The 18,601-nt window shown below is 53.3% G+C and carries 18 protein-coding genes; 6 read left to right on the top strand and 12 right to left on the bottom strand.

Features of this window, described 5'->3' with window-relative positions; translation table 11 throughout:
* Positions 1 to 5 precede the first annotated feature (5 nt).
* Positions 6 to 1,691 (bottom strand): M14 family zinc carboxypeptidase, encoded by a 1,686-nt coding sequence (locus tag Pr1d_RS22195; protein WP_148075578.1) that lies wholly within the window; start codon positions 1,689 to 1,691, stop codon positions 6 to 8.
* A 417-nt stretch (positions 1,692 to 2,108) separates the two neighbouring features.
* Between Pr1d_RS22195 and Pr1d_RS22190 the strand changes: the two genes are divergently transcribed.
* Positions 2,109 to 3,152, top strand: coding sequence for a lipid-binding SYLF domain-containing protein (locus tag Pr1d_RS22190; RefSeq protein WP_148075577.1), 1,044 nt, complete (start codon positions 2,109 to 2,111; stop codon positions 3,150 to 3,152).
* Between the two features lie 102 nt (positions 3,153 to 3,254).
* Here Pr1d_RS22190 and Pr1d_RS22185 read toward each other — a convergent pair whose 3' ends face one another.
* On the bottom strand, positions 3,255 to 4,028 hold the full coding sequence (locus tag Pr1d_RS22185; protein ID WP_148075576.1) for a 3-keto-disaccharide hydrolase: 774 nt from the start codon (positions 4,026 to 4,028) through the stop codon (positions 3,255 to 3,257).
* A 338-nt stretch (positions 4,029 to 4,366) separates the two neighbouring features.
* Between Pr1d_RS22185 and Pr1d_RS22180 the strand changes: the two genes are divergently transcribed.
* Both Pr1d_RS22180 and Pr1d_RS22175 read left to right on the top strand, forming a co-directional pair.
* Positions 4,367 to 4,747 (top strand): BlaI/MecI/CopY family transcriptional regulator, encoded by a 381-nt coding sequence (locus Pr1d_RS22180; protein WP_148075575.1) that lies wholly within the window; start codon positions 4,367 to 4,369, stop codon positions 4,745 to 4,747.
* Positions 4,744 to 6,897, top strand: a complete 2,154-nt coding sequence (locus Pr1d_RS22175) for a M56 family metallopeptidase (protein ID WP_148075574.1) — start codon at positions 4,744 to 4,746, stop codon at positions 6,895 to 6,897. Before Pr1d_RS22180 ends, Pr1d_RS22175 begins: the two co-directional genes overlap by 4 nt.
* 283 nt (positions 6,898 to 7,180) lie before the next feature.
* Here Pr1d_RS22175 and Pr1d_RS22170 read toward each other — a convergent pair whose 3' ends face one another.
* On the bottom strand, positions 7,181 to 7,753 hold the full coding sequence (locus Pr1d_RS22170) for a TetR/AcrR family transcriptional regulator (RefSeq protein WP_148075573.1): 573 nt from the start codon (positions 7,751 to 7,753) through the stop codon (positions 7,181 to 7,183).
* A 173-nt stretch (positions 7,754 to 7,926) separates the two neighbouring features.
* Between Pr1d_RS22170 and mddA the strand changes: the two genes are divergently transcribed.
* Together mddA and Pr1d_RS22160 are read left to right on the top strand one after the other, a co-directional pair.
* On the top strand, positions 7,927 to 8,697 hold the full coding sequence (gene mddA / locus Pr1d_RS22165) for a methanethiol S-methyltransferase (protein ID WP_148075572.1): 771 nt from the start codon (positions 7,927 to 7,929) through the stop codon (positions 8,695 to 8,697).
* Between the two features lie 25 nt (positions 8,698 to 8,722).
* Positions 8,723 to 9,268, top strand: coding sequence for a hypothetical protein (locus tag Pr1d_RS22160; protein ID WP_148075571.1), 546 nt, complete (start codon positions 8,723 to 8,725; stop codon positions 9,266 to 9,268).
* A 425-nt stretch (positions 9,269 to 9,693) separates the two neighbouring features.
* Here the strand turns inward: Pr1d_RS22160 and Pr1d_RS22155 are convergent, their stop codons facing one another.
* The 7 genes from Pr1d_RS22155 to trpB form a co-directional block, all read right to left on the bottom strand.
* A complete protein-coding gene (locus Pr1d_RS22155) occupies positions 9,694 to 10,251 on the bottom strand; it encodes an REP-associated tyrosine transposase (protein ID WP_148075570.1) in 558 nt (185 codons plus the stop codon).
* A 518-nt stretch (positions 10,252 to 10,769) separates the two neighbouring features.
* Positions 10,770 to 10,937: a hypothetical protein gene (locus Pr1d_RS25905; protein WP_168205422.1), complete on the bottom strand. Its 168-nt coding sequence runs from the start codon at positions 10,935 to 10,937 to the stop codon at positions 10,770 to 10,772.
* Between the two features lie 613 nt (positions 10,938 to 11,550).
* Complete coding sequence (locus tag Pr1d_RS22150) at positions 11,551 to 11,964, bottom strand: type II toxin-antitoxin system VapC family toxin (protein ID WP_168205421.1); 414 nt, start codon at positions 11,962 to 11,964, stop codon at positions 11,551 to 11,553.
* Complete coding sequence (locus Pr1d_RS22145; RefSeq protein WP_148075568.1) at positions 11,948 to 12,172, bottom strand: CopG family transcriptional regulator; 225 nt, start codon at positions 12,170 to 12,172, stop codon at positions 11,948 to 11,950. Before Pr1d_RS22145 ends, Pr1d_RS22150 begins: the two co-directional genes overlap by 17 nt.
* Before the next feature lie 80 nt (positions 12,173 to 12,252).
* Positions 12,253 to 12,795 (bottom strand): hypothetical protein, encoded by a 543-nt coding sequence (locus Pr1d_RS22140; RefSeq protein WP_148075567.1) that lies wholly within the window; start codon positions 12,793 to 12,795, stop codon positions 12,253 to 12,255.
* A 195-nt stretch (positions 12,796 to 12,990) separates the two neighbouring features.
* Positions 12,991 to 13,791 carry a tryptophan synthase subunit alpha gene (trpA, locus tag Pr1d_RS22135; protein WP_148075566.1) on the bottom strand — a complete coding sequence of 267 codons (801 nt, stop codon included), beginning with the start codon at positions 13,789 to 13,791 and terminating at the stop codon, positions 12,991 to 12,993.
* Positions 13,792 to 13,824: 33 nt separating this feature from the next.
* On the bottom strand, positions 13,825 to 15,045 hold the full coding sequence (gene trpB / locus Pr1d_RS22130) for a tryptophan synthase subunit beta (RefSeq protein ID WP_148075565.1): 1,221 nt from the start codon (positions 15,043 to 15,045) through the stop codon (positions 13,825 to 13,827).
* Between the two features lie 153 nt (positions 15,046 to 15,198).
* Between trpB and mutM the strand changes: the two genes are divergently transcribed.
* Positions 15,199 to 16,032, top strand: a complete 834-nt coding sequence (mutM, locus tag Pr1d_RS22125; RefSeq protein ID WP_148075564.1) for a bifunctional DNA-formamidopyrimidine glycosylase/DNA-(apurinic or apyrimidinic site) lyase — start codon at positions 15,199 to 15,201, stop codon at positions 16,030 to 16,032.
* 20 nt (positions 16,033 to 16,052) lie between these two features.
* On the opposite strand, the gene Pr1d_RS22120 is transcribed toward mutM, so the two are convergent.
* Positions 16,053 to 17,045, bottom strand: a complete 993-nt coding sequence (locus Pr1d_RS22120; RefSeq protein ID WP_148075563.1) for a serine/threonine protein kinase — start codon at positions 17,043 to 17,045, stop codon at positions 16,053 to 16,055.
* Positions 17,046 to 17,578: 533 nt separating this feature from the next.
* Positions 17,579 to 18,574: an HD-GYP domain-containing protein gene (locus Pr1d_RS22115; RefSeq protein ID WP_168205420.1), complete on the bottom strand. Its 996-nt coding sequence runs from the start codon at positions 18,572 to 18,574 to the stop codon at positions 17,579 to 17,581.
* Between the last annotated feature and the right edge of the window lie 27 nt (positions 18,575 to 18,601).

The following is an 18,601-nucleotide window of genomic DNA, read 5'->3' as shown; positions in this document are numbered from 1 at the left end:
TTTATTCATGAACGGGCAGAACCAGAAAACAGGAGCATTCCAGTTGCAGTGAGAAGTAGTATAGCCATCGAGCTCGGCTCCGGGACGACTTTGCCAGTCGAGAACGGATTCTGCCCTCCCGTGAATTGTCGTTGCCAGATAACGAAGTCTGCACTATCGGTGTCCCCATCGCCATCGGCGTCCCCGAGTAAGTGCGTGGCAGCGACGGACCCGTATCCGGCTTGCCAAGCGGCCAGATCGCCGGCATCCACGTCACCATCCTCGTCAAAGTCAGCGGCAAGTGGATTAGCGACTTGCACCCAAGATTCATACATGGCCAATCCAAAATTCTTGCCCAAATCGTGATAGTAGGAGATCGGCCGAGAGATCGCGAACTGATTTTCAAACGTAACGGACATGTCGGCGTTCAAACCATAATCATCATTGAGGGCATAGCCTGTCGAAGTCCGGCTAGTTGGCCCGGTTCCAGAGGTTACCTGAAGTAGGTTTGGCTGCAACGCGCGGAGAGCTTGCCACCAATCGTTGCCTTCAGACCCGCTAGTGATGTAGGCCCAGTCATCGCGGTATTGCCCTGACAATCCAGGCAGCGGGCTTTCCGAGCCTAGGCCATTGGGACCTACGATTTCATAGTCCGGCACCGACGAATGGAAGTCGACGAACAAGTCGAGCGAGTTGCCAGGGGTTGCTGCGGCATCGTCGTGCATCGCTTCGCCATTGATCTTTTGCTCGGTCCGCTCAGGACTGTCCCAGTCATTCCCACTCAACGGTCCAGGCCTCCAGTAGCTGTTCGAATCAGTGTCAGGATGCTGCAGCATGGACCGGGAGAGTCCGGCAGCCCGCCCCGACGCATTCAAAGTTGGATAGCCGAATACTTCGACTTGATCGCGGAGTGCTGCCGCGCGCGGGTCGTCCGAGATGAGCCAATCGATGAGTCCTTCGTATGTATAGATTCCTAGAGTTTCCGAAGCATGCTGGCCCGTGACGAACATCGCCTTTCTCTTGGGAGTCGCAGAGTCGGTCGCAGGATTCGTGATTCGATAGGCGTACAAGTCGCGCTCCGGTTGATTGATCCCGATATCATTGACTCCTTCCGGAGCCTGCCCGATTACCCCACTTAAATTGCCGGAAACCGTCGGCTGAGCCCATGGCGAGGCGAGCACCTGCTGGGTGTGTAGCACACTTCGGTTGTAGGTGTAAGGCAAAGCGTAGGCGACATAAACCTCGTCTTGGGTGAAAGGCGTCCCCAGACTGAAAGTGTAGAGATCGTTCGCCGGATTAGCGTTAGCGGTGCTCAGAGTATTATTCGCATGGGGAAAGTACTGCCAGTTCTCTCCATCATATGAGTAAACCATCTCGTGGTCGTAGAGTTCATGATCGGTTTCGATGCTCGTGTCATCGCAGCAAGAGCCGTCCCCACCAAACTCTCCATGCACCGCGAACGTTGGATTCTGATTCAGTACGCCGCTGGCTTTGAAGTGAAGCCAACGCCAATGGCCGTCGCCCAACCTGAATGCTCCCCCCGCGTAAGAGTCACGACCCGTGATATTAACGGTATTACCATTAATGGTATAACTCTCGAGCGAGCCGGAATCGAAATTCCCATCCAGCGTGATCACTGCCTGAGCAGGGAGATTGGAAATGAGTACGCCACAAACAATGGCAAACAGCCAATTGGGGAGAGAGCACAACATAAATGCAAGTGAACCTAAAGCAGCGAGGAAAGTTGAAAAATCATTGAGGCAAGATCCATAGTATTCGATTGTAGCTACAATTATTATTCAGAAGCAATTTGCATTGATTGGAGTAGTCCGCAAATCTCTAGTTTGGGCAAGACTACCGGAGCAGGCACCTTCCCGGTGTGTTGTTTGAGTTACAGATTAAGCTGCCAAAGGAAACTCGAGATAGTCGTATATTAGCTTGATTTCCCCGGATTCCGTCAGCTTCCCAGGCTGCAGAACTGGCTCATCTTGACCCCGACTCTCCAGATTCCTATTCTCCGCACTTGCCCCGATGGCGATCTCTGCTGAGATTTTCGTTGCGTCATTATAGCACGACTCTCCGAGTCGTAATTCGGAGATTCGTACAACTCTAATCAGGAAGAAAATCCCATGTCGCCGATCATTCGATTGTCCGCGTTGACAGCTGTCCTGCTCTCGCTCGTTCCTGCTATGTCACAAGCAGCCATGCAGGAGGACGAGATACTACGACAAGCCAGCACGGTATTTCAACAAGTGATGACGGCCCCCGGCAATGGGATTCCCCGACAACTTCTTACCGATGCTCAAGGGGTTGCGATCATTCCCCAAGTCAAAGGGGGAGCTTTCGTCGTAGGAATTCGCATGGGCAAAGGTGTTTTCATCGGTCGCGATGCCACCGGCCAGTGGCAGATGCCGCGATTTATCGATCTTACCGGCGGGAGTGTTGGTTGGCAGGCGGGCATCCAATCAACGGATGTGATTCTCGTTCTCCGCTCGCGCCAAAGTGTGGAAAATCTCATGCAGGGCAAACTTACCGTAGGTGCCGATGCGTCAGTGGCTGCTGGACCTGTGGGACGCCAGGTTTCCGCTGGCACCGACTTGCCAATGAATGCTGAGATCTATAGCTACTCGCGTAGTCGCGGTGCCTTCTTGGGTGTTTCGCTCGATGGCTCGGTTCTCAAACAAGACTTGCAAGCAGACGCCCAGTATTATCAACAAGCTGCTGCTACCGGACAGCAGCCAGTTCTTGCCAGCCAGTTGGTTTCCCAAATAACACAGTACGCCGGTGGCGGATCAGTACCAATGCAAGAGGGCATGCAGCCCCAACCGAATGCAGCTCCTTATGCGAATCAATTTGCCTCAGCGACACCCATGGGCGAATCATGGCAACGGTTGCAAGCGGTGCTGACTCCCGAGTGGCAACAGTACCTTGCCATTCCAAACGCCAGCCAATTCAACAATGCCGAGTCCTATCGTGAAGCATTGATCAACGCACAGTCGAGATACGAGGTCATTGCATCAAACCCTCAATATGCCCAGTTGGCAGCCCGGCCCGAGTATCAGGCGGTCTTCGGCCTCTTGCGTCATGCAGTGAATGCCCAGTTGACACCCCCTGCAGGACAACTAAGCCTCCCCGCTCCCCCCATCCAAGCGGACCCAAGCGAAATCCGCTAGAGTAACACGGCTCTCCGAGTCGTAATGACATTGTCATTCCCGCGCAGGCGGGAATCGAGAATTGCTTCTGAGTGAACCAATGGTTCCGACCTATCTGCAATTCTAATCCTCGCTAAACCGCTCAATCTGCGTCAGTGCAATCTCGCGAAACTCCACCTCGGATCCTTCGGCTTGAATTGCTATCTGCCCTTTGTTGGCCGTGCAGTCGGTGCCGTAGTTGACCAGGTCGCCGTTGACCCACACTTTGATCGCATCGCCCAGCGTTTCGATAACCAGGGTATTCCACTCACCCGGTGGGTTTTCTGAGCCATCAGTGAGGTTCTTGATGCGACGCGCCTTGTCGCCGTCAACTCCCCACGTATCTCGAGGGCCGCGCCGCGCGACCATGTCGGGCACGCTAATATCCTCCTGGATGCACCAGAAATCACCCGCCTCACCAGATTGCATTTGGACCTCAAGTGATTGAGGAAACATTTTGTAGAGTGCGCGTGGGAGCGATGCATGAACCAGCACGCCACAGTTGCCCGGCTTGGCTGCGAACCGGTATTGAACTTCGAGTCGGTAGTTCTGATAAATCGTGTTCGTGATGAGATGCCCTGGAGGGGTACCCAAACTGACCAACATACGATCGCGGACTATGAACGGGGACTTGGCATCTGGGTTCGCATCGAGTGCGGGAACGTCTACATGCCAACCATTGAGATTCTTGCCATTGAACAATGGCCGGGAAGTAGTTGACTCCTCTGCCGCCAAGAGAGACGCAGAGCAAATCGCCAAAAAGCAAGCGAGTGTAGTTACCAAACATGTCACCAAACAGCAGAGATTCCGAGATGCCGATCGTTTGCCGAGTAGTTGTTTCCAGTCGAGCCTTTTCATAGTGAGAGTCTTTCTGGCAAGAAGTGGTCAGGGTTGTTCGAAAGTATGTAATCTAACCAAAGTATCTCCTCCCATACCAGTGTCGGAGCAACCGGGTTGCCATGCCCACGGTCAACGTGGGCACGTGAATCGCCGTGCCTCTCTTTTCCCTCGTACCTACGCTCCGCGCAGGGACGAGCCGCGATTCGTGGCGCATGCATCTTGCCTGCGAAGATTTGGAGGAAGCAAGGGAAGATATAACCTGTACGAAAACGTGATCCCTATTTCCCTTCACAATCGATCTTGACTCCGTTTACAGATGTAATCTATTATCCGGCAGACCAAATGGAGAACTACTCATGGCTGAATCCGCTACGATTTCCGATGCCGAATGGCAAGTAATGAATACCGTGTGGCAGCACCAGCCAGTTGAATCGCAACAGGTGATTGATTTGCTAGCAGAACCGAACGAGTGGACTGCTGCGACGATCAAAACGATGCTCCATCGCCTGGTCAAGAAAAAAGCGTTGACCTTTGATCGCGATGGGAAACGGTATTTGTATCGCGCATTGATGCGTCGGGGCGATTGCGTCCGACGGGCCAGCCGCTCGTTTCTCGACCGCGTTTTCGGTGGTTCGGCGGCACCGGCACTTATGCACCTGGTCAAGAACTCCAAGCTCACCGACGACGAACTCGCTGAGCTACGTCGTCTACTCGACGAAAAGGAAAAAAAGTCATGAGCGAAACCTTCGATTCAGTATGCGAATTCATTGTGATCGGTCTGGAGCCCACATTCATGGCAGCGATAGCGGCCATACCTGTGGCAATGTTAGTATTGGCAACTGACCGAATTGTCGGGAGACGATTCTCGCCACGCATTCTTTGCTGGTTGTGGGTAGTCGTGGCGGTGCGACTGCTGATGCCAATCGCTCCCATCAGTCCCGTTAGTGTTCAGCGAGTCTGGCACTTGCTGAGTTGGGAGAGCAAACCAGCAACAGTCTCAAGTTGGGAAGAACTTTGGCAAGCACCGGCCAAGCCTCAAACTATCCGAGAATGGATGGCCAATCCCAGACCCGATCCTTTGCCAGAACCCATTGCGCCAACTCCAGGGGTGACAGACATTTCATGGGACTGGGAGTCAGTTTGTGTATGCACCCTGTGTCTGCTGTGGTTCGCTGGCGTCATCCTGGTAATGCTAAGGGCAATAGTTTCATCGTGGCGGTTCTCGCAACGAATAGGATTACTCTCATGCGTCGAGGACCAACCAACAATCGATTGCATTCAACAGGTTTGCGCTTCGCTCAACATATCGCGAACTCCTCAGATGAAGTACGTGCCTGACCTATCCGCACCGGCAATTTTCGGCGTTTTCCGACCAACGCTGTGCCTGCCTGAAGAAACACGCAATTTACTCAGCAGTTCCGAGTTGCGAATGATTGCCCTCCACGAATTGATGCACCTGCGTCGCCGCGATGGTTATCTTTCTTGGATGCTGATGCTAGTCCGTGCCTTTCACTGGTTCAATCCGATCGCTTGGATCACGATTCGCCATATCGAACATTACCGTGAACTGGCTTGCGACCATGCAGTGCGGAAATTCACCGAACCGCAAGAGCGAACCAGCTACGCCAACCTCTTGATGCGTTTTGCGGCTCAGCGTCCAGCTACTTGTTTGGGACTGCTGGGGCTCGGCTTTGCCAGTCCGGCGAAGAATTTGGCAGCACGAATCGAGGCGTTCACTTCCGCTGACAATCGCTACAAACTGCCAAAGCTTGTTTCTGTCACTCTGCTATTCACGTTAGCACTTATCGGGTTCACTGACGCGGCTACCGACCGGCCCACCTCCAAGATGAAAGATCTCGACACTTTCTCCATCAATGAATCTGACGCCTGGAAGTTGGTAAACAAATCATCTATCCCGTCTCCTTCCCTTCCCCCAAAAGGGGAACTGGAGACACGGCAATACGATCTGAGTGCGGCTCTGAAGAAAATCCGCGAGACGCGTCCCGAGGAATCGGATGGTTTTGGTTGGCTTTCCAAGTATCTCTTAGTTCCCGGCAGAGAAGAAGTTGTCGTGGAGACGCAACAAACGGGTGCCGATCAAATCATGCTAACGGCGCCAGAAACAGTTCATCAGTATTTCAATCAGCTGCTTAATGAAGTGGAGCGTTTCGGCAATACATGGCAAGTGGTTGTCTGTACTCGTGTGCTCGTAGTTGAGGATCCAGAAGAACTCCAAGGAATCGACTGGAAGGATGCCGTTCGCTACGCCGCTCCCCACCCGGCACGGGCAGAGAGCTGGTCTGAGAGCAACACGAACTTTGGTCCGGAGAGATTGTCGTTATCCATGGAATCGATATCCGTCGACTATGCACCTTACGTAGCGACTATTCTTTCTGCTGCTGAAATGGATCTAGTGGTAAAGAAGTCGAAGTTAGATCACTGGACCTCGGCTCCGAAGATTACCATTTTCAGCGGGCAAGTGGCGAAGATCAGTGACCTCTCACAACTTCCCTTTGTTGTAGGTGTTACGCATCTCAAAGGAGAATTTGCTACCGCCGCTCAACCTTGTATCGAAGTGTTGTCCCAAGGGATGGAGTTGGGGGTGAAGACGAGCATGACTGACCGCAATACGATTGAACTACAGTGTCAGCTAGAGCTGAACTTCATCGATGGAGTGAGCGAAGCCAAAATGCCTGGACAAGACTTGGTCATTCAAATTCCGAAAGCAACCCATCGCACAATTTCAGCCCGCTGTAACATGAAGCAGGGCGAAACCCTCCTCATTGCACCCACCATTACCGTGGCCAGAAAGAGCGAACCAGCCAAGTATTGCTACTACGCAATTACCACCGAATGGTTTCCTGATCCAATCGAGGGTGCTGACTGAATAGCCCAAGGCAGGTGGCGCTGCTAAGGAAGCATTGGTAGGAGAGTTTCCAGCAGTCACGGTGTTCAAAGCCAGTTCCTCGCCAACAACTTTGTCCTGCTCGCAGCTTCTAAGAGATTACCTCAGAAGCGTACTAAGGTTTGCATCGGACATACATGGAGATAAGGATGCCCCGCAGCATCATCTGCGTGAGGCTTCGTGGTCTTGTGGCCCCCCCCTGTTCAAACTCGCTGCTCCAACAAGATGAACCCTACATTGCCAAGAAATTTACAAAGCGGTCGGGTTACGATTCGGGAAAGTGCGACGCGATCAGTAGGCTCGCTATCCGCCGTGCAATGTCAATGGTTTGCTTGTTTCCTGTAACTTGCCTCGTGACATACGTTCCTTCCATGATCAGACACAACTCTTGAGCCAGCGCTCGAGGATCACCAGCTCCGGCTTCCGTAGCAAGCGCATGAAGAATGTCTTCGATCGCCTGCTTGTTTTCGGAAGCGGCGATGTGCGCTGGTTCGTGAGGCAGGGGAAATTCCATGGCCGCATTGACGAAGATACAGCCCTGAAAATCGTCTGACGCGATGATGTGATCGACGACGTCGAGAGTTGCCCGCAGTTGACCGATCGCCGTGGGGCCACCTCGCTCACGAATCATTGAGCGGAAGGTGTCCTGGAGCCAGCAGTTCTGCATTTCCAGCGCCGCCAGCATTAGGTCGTCTTTGCACTCAAAGTGCTTGTAGAACGCCGTCTTGCTGATCCCAACGTCCGCGAGCACTTGGTCAATGCCGACGCTGCGAAATCCATCGCGGTAAAAGCGACGGACCGCCGCTTCGACAAGGCGCTGACGGGTGGGTGTCTTCATAGGATTAGATGGAACATTGGATGAAGTGTACTCGGAGTCAACCTGAAAGTGTACCTGCAGTAAACTTTCGCGAGACTCGAAACAAGCGATACTTTACCAAGAGCACGCAAGGTCAGTCGAGCCGCACATCATTTCGTCATTCTAGAATGCCACTTTTTCGGGAGTATCCAGTCATGAAACGATTCCTTTACTTTGTCTACGGCGTAGCATGCCATTTGCTGTTTCTCGGAACTTTCATCTACATGGCCGGTTTTGTGGGAAATCTGCTGGTACCGAAGACGATCGACTCGGCTCCGGCAGGTCCGATCGGTGTGGCGGTCGTGGTGAATCTGTTACTGCTGGCACTGTTCGCTGCCCAGCACTCGATCATGGCCCGACCAACTTTCAAACAAGTCTGGACTCGGATCATCCCGGAACCGATCGAACGTAGCACGTATGTACTCGCCACGTGCCTGGTAACGATCGTGTTGTTCTGGCAGTGGCGTACGATCGACGTGATTGTGTGGGATGTGCAGACCCAGGCTCTACGAGTTGCGGCGTGGGCATTGTTCGCGATAGGTTGGTTGGTCGTGCCTGCCGTGACCCTGCTGCTCGACCATTTCGATCTCTTTGGAACGCGCCAAGTATGGCTTCACTTGACCAGGAAAGACTATACACCACTGCCATTTCGTGCTCCCCTGGTTTACAAGCATGTCCGGCACCCATTGTACATCGGCTGGGCAATCTTTTTCTGGGCTGCACCGACGATGACTTTGGGGCACTTGTTATTCGCAGTTGTGCTGACCGGATACATGGTGCTGGCGGTTTTCGCCGAAGAGCGCGATTTAGTGGATAACTTGGGACACGAATACGTTGAGTACCGTCGTCGAGTTCCGAAGTTTATTCCGCGATTCACGGGTGCCGCATTGGCTTCCCGAGCGGGGTGTGCATCTCAAATATCGTAACTGACCATCGAATCGGAGATATGTCATGTATAAAGCCCATCTGAACCAGCAAGTACTCACCGACATGAGTTGGTGGCATTGGTTGCTCACAATACCCCTCTTGGGGATCAATTTGGCAGGATATCGCTGGGGCATGGCCGGTGCGATGGGACTTTGCTCCGTGGCAGGTGGCTACTTCTGGTATCGACTGCGAGACATTAAGCCGTATCCAGTGCAAGTTAGGATCGCCTACGTCACTTGGTCAGCGGTCGGACTCTTGCCTGGGATGCAGTGGATGCTTTGGATTCAACTGTGCGGTACGACCGCAATGGTCACGGTCGGTTATTGCCCGTTGATTCGACTGCTCAGCCTGCTGCCGCTCAATCGTACTGAGCCGCTTACAACTTCGCTCGTGTGGCGCGCATTTGTACAAGAACCGTGCGCCGGCGGCTTGGTAGAGTGGACTACTGATGATTCGAGCCATGAAGGGAATTGTTGCTCCCTGCCAACCAACCAGATTTCCCTGGCATGTTCGTTGCCTGTATATTCCCAATCGATATCACAGGAGTTCCATCCTGCCGAAACTTATTGAATCCCCCAAGGTGGTGGCCGCGAGAGAAAAGCACTTAGCCAGAAATCGGTCGTGAGAGCCTACGGGCTGATCGTCGCTCGGGTGCCACTACTGTCTTGCCCCAGCAGTGTCTTAGGCAGCATCGGTACTGGCTAGAAACCCTCAGTGTGGCGTCACATCAGCAGTTCCTACGAAGAATTCACTCGGTAAAGAGGTGAAAAATTTAAGGGGTCGGGTTTTTTTTTGAAACAAAGACTCGTCAGAAGGCGACGCCTACCCATCCGTCATGCCGGAACTCGTGTTACTCGTTCCGGCCTACCCCAAGGTTCGGCCCGCAATCTCCCGTAGGCCGTGAACAAGCCGTGCGCAGTTCCGGCATGAAGAAAGAATACGCGTCGCCTTCCCATCCGCCATGCCGGAACTCGTGTTACTCGTTCCGGCCTACTTCAGGGTTCGCCCCAATCGTCTTTCCCAACGATTGTAATGGGTTTTGCGCCTCCCCAGTTCAGATCATATTGACCCAATTCGACAAAGCGGTGGAATGAGGACCAAGGATAATCTCGGACTCGTGAGACCAAATTGTGTTTACGCGGGTTCCAATGAATGTAGTCCACGCAACATTCCAGTTCGTCTTCGTCTTCGATCGTGTGCTCCCAGAATCGTGGCTGCCAGATCCCGCGCTCCCCTCTCTCAAGTTGCGCTGCTGTGACAGATGCTTCTGGCAATCCTGCCTCCAACCACTTGTGCGTGAATTCCTCTTTGATCCGCTTGATTCGAGTGGAATAGTCCGCATCGTCCGGTGGCAATTGCAATACCAAATGCCAATGGTCAGGCAACAAGACCGTTGCGAAAAGCTCGAATGGCTTGTCCTGTTTAATCTTTTGCACTGAAGTACGTAAAAATTCCCGACCCTCTTCAGTCGTCAGAATCGGTCGTCGACCGTACGTGACGACGGTGAAGAAGTACATTCCACCAGGCACAAAGTAGCGATGATAGTCAGACATGCAATCATAATATCACGCAGAAAAGGCGGAACAATCGCCCGTAGGCCGTGCGCAGTTCCCGCAATCTCCCGTAGGCCGCTAACAAGCCGTGCGCAGTTCCGGCAAGAACCATCAGAACGCGACGCCTACCCATCCGCTATGCCGGAACTCGTGTTACTCGTTCCGGCCTACACCAAGGTTCGGCTCGCAATCTCCCGTAGGCCGTGAACAAGCCGTGCGCAGTTCCGGCAAGAAGCACGGACTCGCGATGCCATACCAACCCAGCCGCTATGCCGCCAGGGTTGATTAAAAGAGTGCGCTACCGCTCGTTCCGGCCTACAATAGGGTTACACTCGCGGTCTCCCGTAGGCCGGAACAAGCGGTAGCGCAGTTCCGGCAGATCGAAGTTCAGAAAACGTTTGAACCGCGGAGGTCGCAGTGAGCGCGGAGGAATTTTAGTAATTCTTCTCTGCGCTCTCTACGACCTCTGCGGTAAAAAAAAACGAGATTCGATCAGTAGCCCGTTCTGCTAGTAGATATCAACATTGCGATTCACACTTGTAGACGGCGGGTGGCACCCTAGCAGTGCCACCCGCCGCACCATCGTTGTTCTCGGCCAGGTTGCCATCAGTATCCGCATCATAGAATCGCACGGCGATCGCATCCACATATTCCGGTTGACACAGAAGCTTCCATAGATGGCCCAAAAATCGTTGTAGATTTCCTCTCCGGCATCTAGATAATGGTACGTGCGATAAGTAATGGGGACGCACCAGCGCTCGCAAAGTGTTACGGGTTTGCTTGCGCTAGGTCTGCACGCTGATTGCGTTGGACGCTATCGACGAGCAAGTAGCGACCAGATTAGTGGAATTGTTTTTCAAAAACTCCATAAAACCCAGAAGGAGGCGTTTTCGCAAGTCGCTACTCCCCAACGATTTGTGGAAATTCGTGGCTGGCGAAATGAATTAATTCTTTTTTGGATTTTCGATTTCCAAGAAACGGAGCAAGACAACACTACCCCGACGGTGCGCAGGAATGAAAAAGATTCATCCAATTTCGAATGCCCAATGACCAATAGGTCAGAAGTCACGACTGGCCTCTAGCCTCTATTACCCGTTCTTTGAAAACCTAATACTAATTTTGTTGACGTCCGCGTACGCATGCGCCAGCGGACTTGACGCAACCTCCGCGCGGCCAACAACAGCCGGCACGCGCGGAGGGTATTGCGTTACAAAACTTTTGGGGGATCTCGCTGAAACCGCCAGAAAACAAGGTTTTGTCACCGAGTTTTGTTTTGAGATAAAGATTGGTTACAGATTTCTACGTGTCATGAATCACAAGCGATATACCGGTGAGCCCCAGATGGAAATCGGTGGACCAGCACGTTTTGATACGTTGAGTCCGCATTACATGGAGACCAGTCGCATCGGCAAGAGTTAGGTCTTGATCTGAGAACTTGCGTAGTAGAATCATTGCCCCTGCCTGTTCCTTAGGACCGATGGGAAGCACGGAGAGGGGACGCATCTCTTCTATCATCGCCAAGAATTGCAATCCGCGCTGTCGATCGTATCGCCTGAGAAACCAAGCATGTCCTTCTGCAATAACTAAAGGGGTCGTTATCAGCGCAGGAGGTCGAGAAAAAAGCTGACTGAAAAGAGGGTGGTAGGAATCCGAGCGATCTGTAAATGCGATCAATGCCGACGTATCGACATAGGCTCTAGGGTTTGTTCCCATAGATGATCTCGTCGATGCGCTGGCTGGAATTTGCATCCCCGGATTCGATCATGCCGGCATAACGCATCCAGGGGGCGGTTTCATCCACTGGAAGCAACGTCCGCAATGAACGACGGAGTAACTCGGCCAATGAGATGCCCAGCCGCTGGGCTTCCAATTTGGCAGCTGCGTATTCTTCCGACGAGAGACTTATTTGAGTGCGAATCATGTTATCATCATACGAAAAAATGTTATCAATTGCAATTCGATGGAATTTCGCTTTGCAAGAAGCTGTCCGATTGTTCCCTGTTACCCCAACAGAATCGGCGCGTCGTCGTCCCCTTCGCGCTCGGCCCATTGCTTACGCACTTCGCCTAGACCATAGACGCAGAGTTCAAACCGATCGCTGAGGCGCTCCAAAACGTCGTCAGGCGTAGAACTGTTGTCGGCAGGGAGTTGACTGGCCAGGAAATAATTCCGCTTGCCTTGGTCCTGATAGCTGATGAGGCTGTCCTTGGTTTGCTTACGACGGTTCTCGGCAGTTTCGGGGTAGACACCTAGCCAGAACAACGTGAAGTCGCCAATGTGGCGATGCACGCGGCGTCGTGCTGGACCCTGGCGAGCCTGGGCTTCGGCGAGCATGTCGGTTACTTCCAGCAACCGTTCGCCGGTTGGCGTGCGGAGTCCGTAGATGGCATCGGTCCGCACAAAGTGTGTCAGGAGCCCCGAGAGATAATCGATCAGCGGAGGATCAGCCACACCGAGTCTTGAGGTGAATGTATACTCGGTGATGCCGGCAAAGAACCGGTGCAATACTTCGCTTCGATTGGAATGTGGAGAACCAGCGGTCATGGGCGACCTCCATCAAGTGTTATGGAGTCGGTTCTATCGCACGCGATTGAACGTTCAGTGTCTCGCCTACGAGAACCCTTTTAATTATACCTTGCCCAATGAGGCAAGGTCAATTTTTTGGTACCAAGTTTGCCGCATTAACTTTCTTCGGTAGAAAGCGAGAGTCCGCCATAGAAAAAAGTACCTAACTGCGAATTAATTCAACGCTGCCAGCAGAGATGAGACATAGTCACCTACGGACTTGAGAGTTGCTTGTCGGCCATTCTCAGTAGTTTCGGCGATGCGACGCACCACGGCTGAGCCAACAATCAGACCGTCGGCCACCTGGGACAGCATTCGTACGTGCTCCGGTTGGCTGATGCCAAACCCGATACAGACTGGAAGAGGCGTTTGCTCGCGTAGCCAAGTTACTCGCTCAACTAACTCGGGAGGGAGTTGGGTGCGCTCGCCGGTGATCCCCGCCACCGACACGTAGTAGATGAACCCACTGGAAGTGGCAGCAATCCGCAAGGCCCGATCTTGCGGAGTCGTCGGGGTGATTAACTGCACGAGACTCAAATCGCGTTTCGCGCAGATCTCTGCCAACTGGGGAGATTCTTCGACGGGTAGGTCGGGCACGATCATTCCCGCGAGGCCCCGTTCGTTGAGTTCGTCGGCGTAGGCTTCCACGCCATGGCGATAGATAATCGCATAGCTCACCATGGTCACCAAAGGTGCAGAGACTTGCGGGGCCACTGCTCCGAGCATATTGAGAATCCCAGCGAGCTTGACTTTCTTGTCGAGCGCCCGCGTGTAGGATGCTTGAATGACCGGCCCGTCGGCGATTGGATCGCTATAGGGAATGCCGACTTCGCACATTGCCGCCCCACGAGCGACAAGTTCCTGAATCACCTCTGCCGTGAATTCCAAATCGGGGTCACCCGCTGTAACAAACGGCATCAGTGCCTTGCGGTTTTCGGCCCGGAGTTTCGTAAAAAGATCGTCAATAGCAGACATGTAGTTTTTTTTTCTCTCACGGGTAATTTCGTATCACCCAAACTTGACACCCTTCAGGCGAGCAAGTTCCGATGCATCTTTGTCGCCACGGCCGGAAAGGCACACCACAATCCGCTCACTCTTCTTCATCGTGCTTGCCAACCGCATTGCCTCGGCAAGCGCGTGGGCTGACTCTAACGCTGGTAAGATGCCTTCGTTCTCTGCCAGGGCATCGAACGCCTGCATGGCAGCACCATCCGTACAACTTGTGTACTGCACTCGACCGGAGTCCTTCCAGAAACTGTGCTCCGGGCCGACTCCTGGATAGTCCAGCCCCGCCGACATCGAATGCACATCGCAAGTCTGACCATCTTCATCTTGCATCACGTAGCTGAAACTGCCGTGGAGCACACCAGGGCTGCCGTAGGTCAACGGTGAAGCGTGATCGCCAGGTTTCATACTGCGACCACCCGCTTCCACGCCAACAAGTTTTACATCAGAGTGTTCGATAAACGGATAGAACATGCCTGCCGCATTGCTGCCCCCTCCGACACAAGCAACGACCAAGTCAGGCAAGTCGTCAAAGCGATTGCGGGATTGTTCGATGGTTTCACGACCAATCACCGCTTGAAAATCGCGGACGATTTGCGGGAAGGGATGCGGACCCACGACCGAGCCAAGAATATAGTGCGTCGTATCGACACTCGACATCCAGTCGCGCATCGCTTCGTTGATTGCATCGCGAAGGGTGCGCGAACCGCTACTCACGGGTCGCACTTCGGCCCCCAGCAGTTTCATGCTGAACACATTGGGAGCCTGGCGGCGAATGTCTTCCTCACCCATGTAGACCACGCAGTCCAGGCCAAAGTGGGCACAGGCGGTCGCAGTCGCTACGCCGTGCTGGCCCGCACCGGTCTCGGCAATCACTCGCTTCTTGCCCATCCGCAGGGTGAGCAGCGCTTGGCCGAGTGTGTTGTTTATTTTATGGGCACCGGTGTGATTGAGGTCTTCGCGTTTTAGCCAGATTTCCGCGCCGCCGCATTTTTCAGTGAGTCGCCGTGCGAGATACAGCGGCGAGGGACGGCCTACATAGTTGTGCAGTAAATCGTCCAAGTCCGCCTGAAACTGCTGGTCCGCTTTCGCGGCGGCGTACTCTTCGACGAGCTTATCAAGCGCATATACCAGTGTCTCTGGCACATAGCGCCCCCCGAACGCACCGAAACGTCCGGCGGCATCGGGAATCTGAGTAGCAGTTTGCTTCGTGTCTGGTAACATGCGGATCTCTGGGGAAAACTTGTGCTCCTGAGGAAACCTTCGATTGTCGATTGCCGCCTGCTTGAGGTCAAGAACCGGGTACTATGTTTGGAGTGAAATGTTAGATTGAGAGAACCTCTGAGTTTTTACCTATCACATAGATCTGTCCCATCAATGCCGGAACTTCCTGAAGTTGAAACGATGCGTCGTGGGATTCTCCCGGCGGTTGGTAGTCGAATCACTACGGTTTCTAGGCCTCGTTGTCAGAAACGACCGATTGCCTTTCAACCTTCGTTTGCCACCTTTCGCCGTCGGGTGGAGGGAACGCGTATCTCGAAACTCAGTCGCGCTGGTAAGCGGGTTGTCATCTGGCTCGACAGTGGTGAAGCCTTGGTCATCGAGCCACGTATGACTGGGCTGGTGTTGGTCAAGGACGCTCCTACTCGCGAACATTTGCGGCTTCGCCTGGAGCTAACCGACGGGCCGATATCGGAGATCTACTACTGGGACCGCCGCGGGCTGGGAAGTGTTCGCCTCTTTTCTCCGGATTCTTTTGTGGATCACTTTGGCGCCGAGAGCTTGGGTCCCGATGCGCTTACGATCACGGCTGAGCAGTATCAAACACGACTTGGCCAGTCTCAACGAGCAATCAAAGTCGCCCTCCTGGACCAACGGGCGGTTGCGGGAATTGGGAATCTCTACGCAGCTGAGATTCTGCACGTTGCGCGGATTCACCCTCAACGTCGTTCCGACGATCTCAATAGAAAGCATTGGCAGTCTCTGGCCGAGGCAACACGGGCGGTGCTCACTGTGGCGATCCAGTATGAGGGTTCCACGCTGAGTGACGGCACCTACCGCAATGCTCTCAACAAACAAGGAGGCTATCAAAATCAACATCGTGTTTACGCCCGTGCTGGACTACCATGCCCACGTTGCCGTGGTAGCCAGGTCGAACGGATCGTACAGTGCCAACGCGCGACATTTTTCTGTGCAAAGTGCCAGAAGTAGTCGATGTTACGCAACACGTGTTAGTCCTCCGTATGGGACTGAAACACGCGGCTGCGAAAGTCGCGCAGGGCGTAAATCAATTCTGCCATCGTTTGATAGCGATTTGCCGGGTCTTTCTCCAGAGCCTTCATGGTGATCGCCGAGAGCTGTTTGGGGACTTGGCGTTTCGGTGTACGCGTCTCAGGGGGGATCGTGTCTTCTTTGAGTATCATCTCGAAGGTTTCGTTGATGTTCTCACCCCGATGAGGTTCTTTCAAGGTGAGCATCTCATAGAGTACGACGCCAATTCCATAGATGTCGGTGCGTTCGTCGATTTCTTCGCCTCCTCCGCGAATCTGCTCGGGAGACATGTAGAGTGGCGTGCCGGGTCGTTGACCCACGTCCGTTAGTATCTCGTGTTCAATCTCCGGTAGATCGGGGTCATTGCTGGACCATACCTTAGCGACTCCCCAATCGAGTAGCATCACCTCGCCGAAAGAACCAATCTGAATGTTCTCCGGTTTCACATCGCGGTGTACGACTCCGTGGGCATGGGCGTAGGAGAGGGCATTACAGACTTGGATTAGTAGTCCCAACATGCGGTCGAGGTTGTAGGTGGCGATCGCTTGTTCGTCACCGGAGCATTGCCGTTCGAGAATCTCGCGGAGAGTCTCCCCTTCGACCTTCTTCATCGTAAAGTACAACCGACCCTCGATGTCGTGACCAATCTCGTAGACGGGCACGGTTGCAGGATGTTGCAGCTGTGCTGTAACGCGAGCTTCCCGCAGAAAACGTGCCCGCATGTACTCGTTCTGAGCCAAGTGCGGGTGCAGCGTCTTCATCACAATCGTTCGGCCAAGGTTGCCATCCAAGCAAGACCGCAAGAGGGCAGACCCCCCCTTGCCTAGTGGTTTGAAGTCGGAGTACCGCGAGAAGCTATTTGAGTAGTATTGCGACAGCTTGCGGTCGGTGTTCTTGGCGTCGAGCTGCGGATAGTTGTCGCTGGCGGGAGCTTCGAGTTGGTCTTCACTCATGTCAGGGCAGTCTTATCTAATAAGGGTCTTGATTCATCTGGAAAACTACTGATAAGTGTAGCGCCTGCACCTCGAAAAAGCGAGTGCTGGAAATCTGGTAATTGCCCTTCGCAGGAGACCTGAAAAACTATGGGTTTGCCGGTCTTCTACCGGACATTAGGTAGTGTCCGACTTTGGCATTTCAGTTGACAGCTGGAAAGTGCTCCCGCATTCGAAACAAGACTCTCCGCGTCGCCGGCATCGAGTGATAGCAAGCTGAAGAGTTTTGTTTCCTGGTAACCACAAGGTTACGAGTGTCTTCGGCAAGATGTTGATAGGAGAGTAGAAACCAACTCCCATCCGAGACAGGTCTTTGGCAAAGCAGGCATGAAGCTCGTCACCAATTTTCGCAATGGCAATCTTGTGCAAGGGTCTTCTGGCAAGAAATCGCTTCGAGTCGGGCCTGGTTTGCTTGATAGACGGATCTCTTAGTGTCTCCTCGATCGGGCGAGGAAGCACGGTTCGTGAAAGAAGCGACTGCCACACTTCTTCGCTCAGTTTTGTCTCATGGCTGATGTCCAGCATTGGACCATCTCCGGATCGAAGTGTGAGCCTGATTGAGATTCAAGGTAACTGAGGCCTTGGGACACTGTCATGGGCTTGCGATAGGGGCGGGCACTAGTGATCGCGTCGAATACATCGACGATCGCCAGAAGCCTGGCCCAGGGGTGAATCTCCTCCCTCACGAGCCCAACAGGATATCCCTCGCCGTCGCAGCGCTCGTGATGAGAATAGACCATGAGCAGTTGCTCCGTAGTCAAATCGGAACGATGGCAGAGGTCCTCGTAGCCGCGTTGAGGATGAGCTTTAATTAACTGCCATTCGTCTTCGGTAAGGGCCTCTGCCTTGCAAAGTATTTTCGCAGGTATGAAGCGCTTTCCAATGTCGTGAAGTAGTGCCCCTTTAGTGATCTGATCTCTTGTTTGTGGATCACCGATTCCCAGTAGATCGGCAAATAAGGTTGCGAAACCTGCGACATTGATCATGTGGGTGTAAGTATAGTAGTCATGTCGCACGACGGAGAAAAGCTGCTGCGGTATGAGGTTCTCACCATCAAGCAAATGGGTGATTTGATCCGCGATTCGCTGGGATAGCGTAACATAGCGATCGCACTTGATCATGTGAAAGGCCAGGTCCATCTCCATGGCCGCAGCAGTTTGTAAGATGGCAAACCGCTCCGCAGGCGCAATGGAAGAATCAGCGAGTATATCGTGCAACGATTCGTTCAGACTGCGATCGAGTTGAGCGTAGTCAGAACTTAATACATAGAGAGCACGGTGGCCTTTATCGCGGAGCTCTTCGATGTCTCTCAAAGTGATTGGAATTGCCGCACTTCGGTATAGCACCGGGGAAGCGATGCCCTCGAACTTACAGTAGAGATCGACATGGGCGAGGTGGTCCAATTGAAATACAGAGATGGGGATGGAGAGATACTCTTGCTGCGCGAGATTCGCAGTACCGAGTGCCTTTGGGTCCTGAATTGTAGCCATCCGCAGAGTTCCGATAGATATGGTTAG

The organism is Bythopirellula goksoeyrii (genome assembly GCF_008065115.1).
GTDB lineage: Bacteria > Planctomycetota > Planctomycetia > Pirellulales > Lacipirellulaceae > Bythopirellula > Bythopirellula goksoeyrii.
Note: the sequence above shows the minus strand (reverse complement) of the source record. Positions and strands in the feature narration are given on the sequence as shown.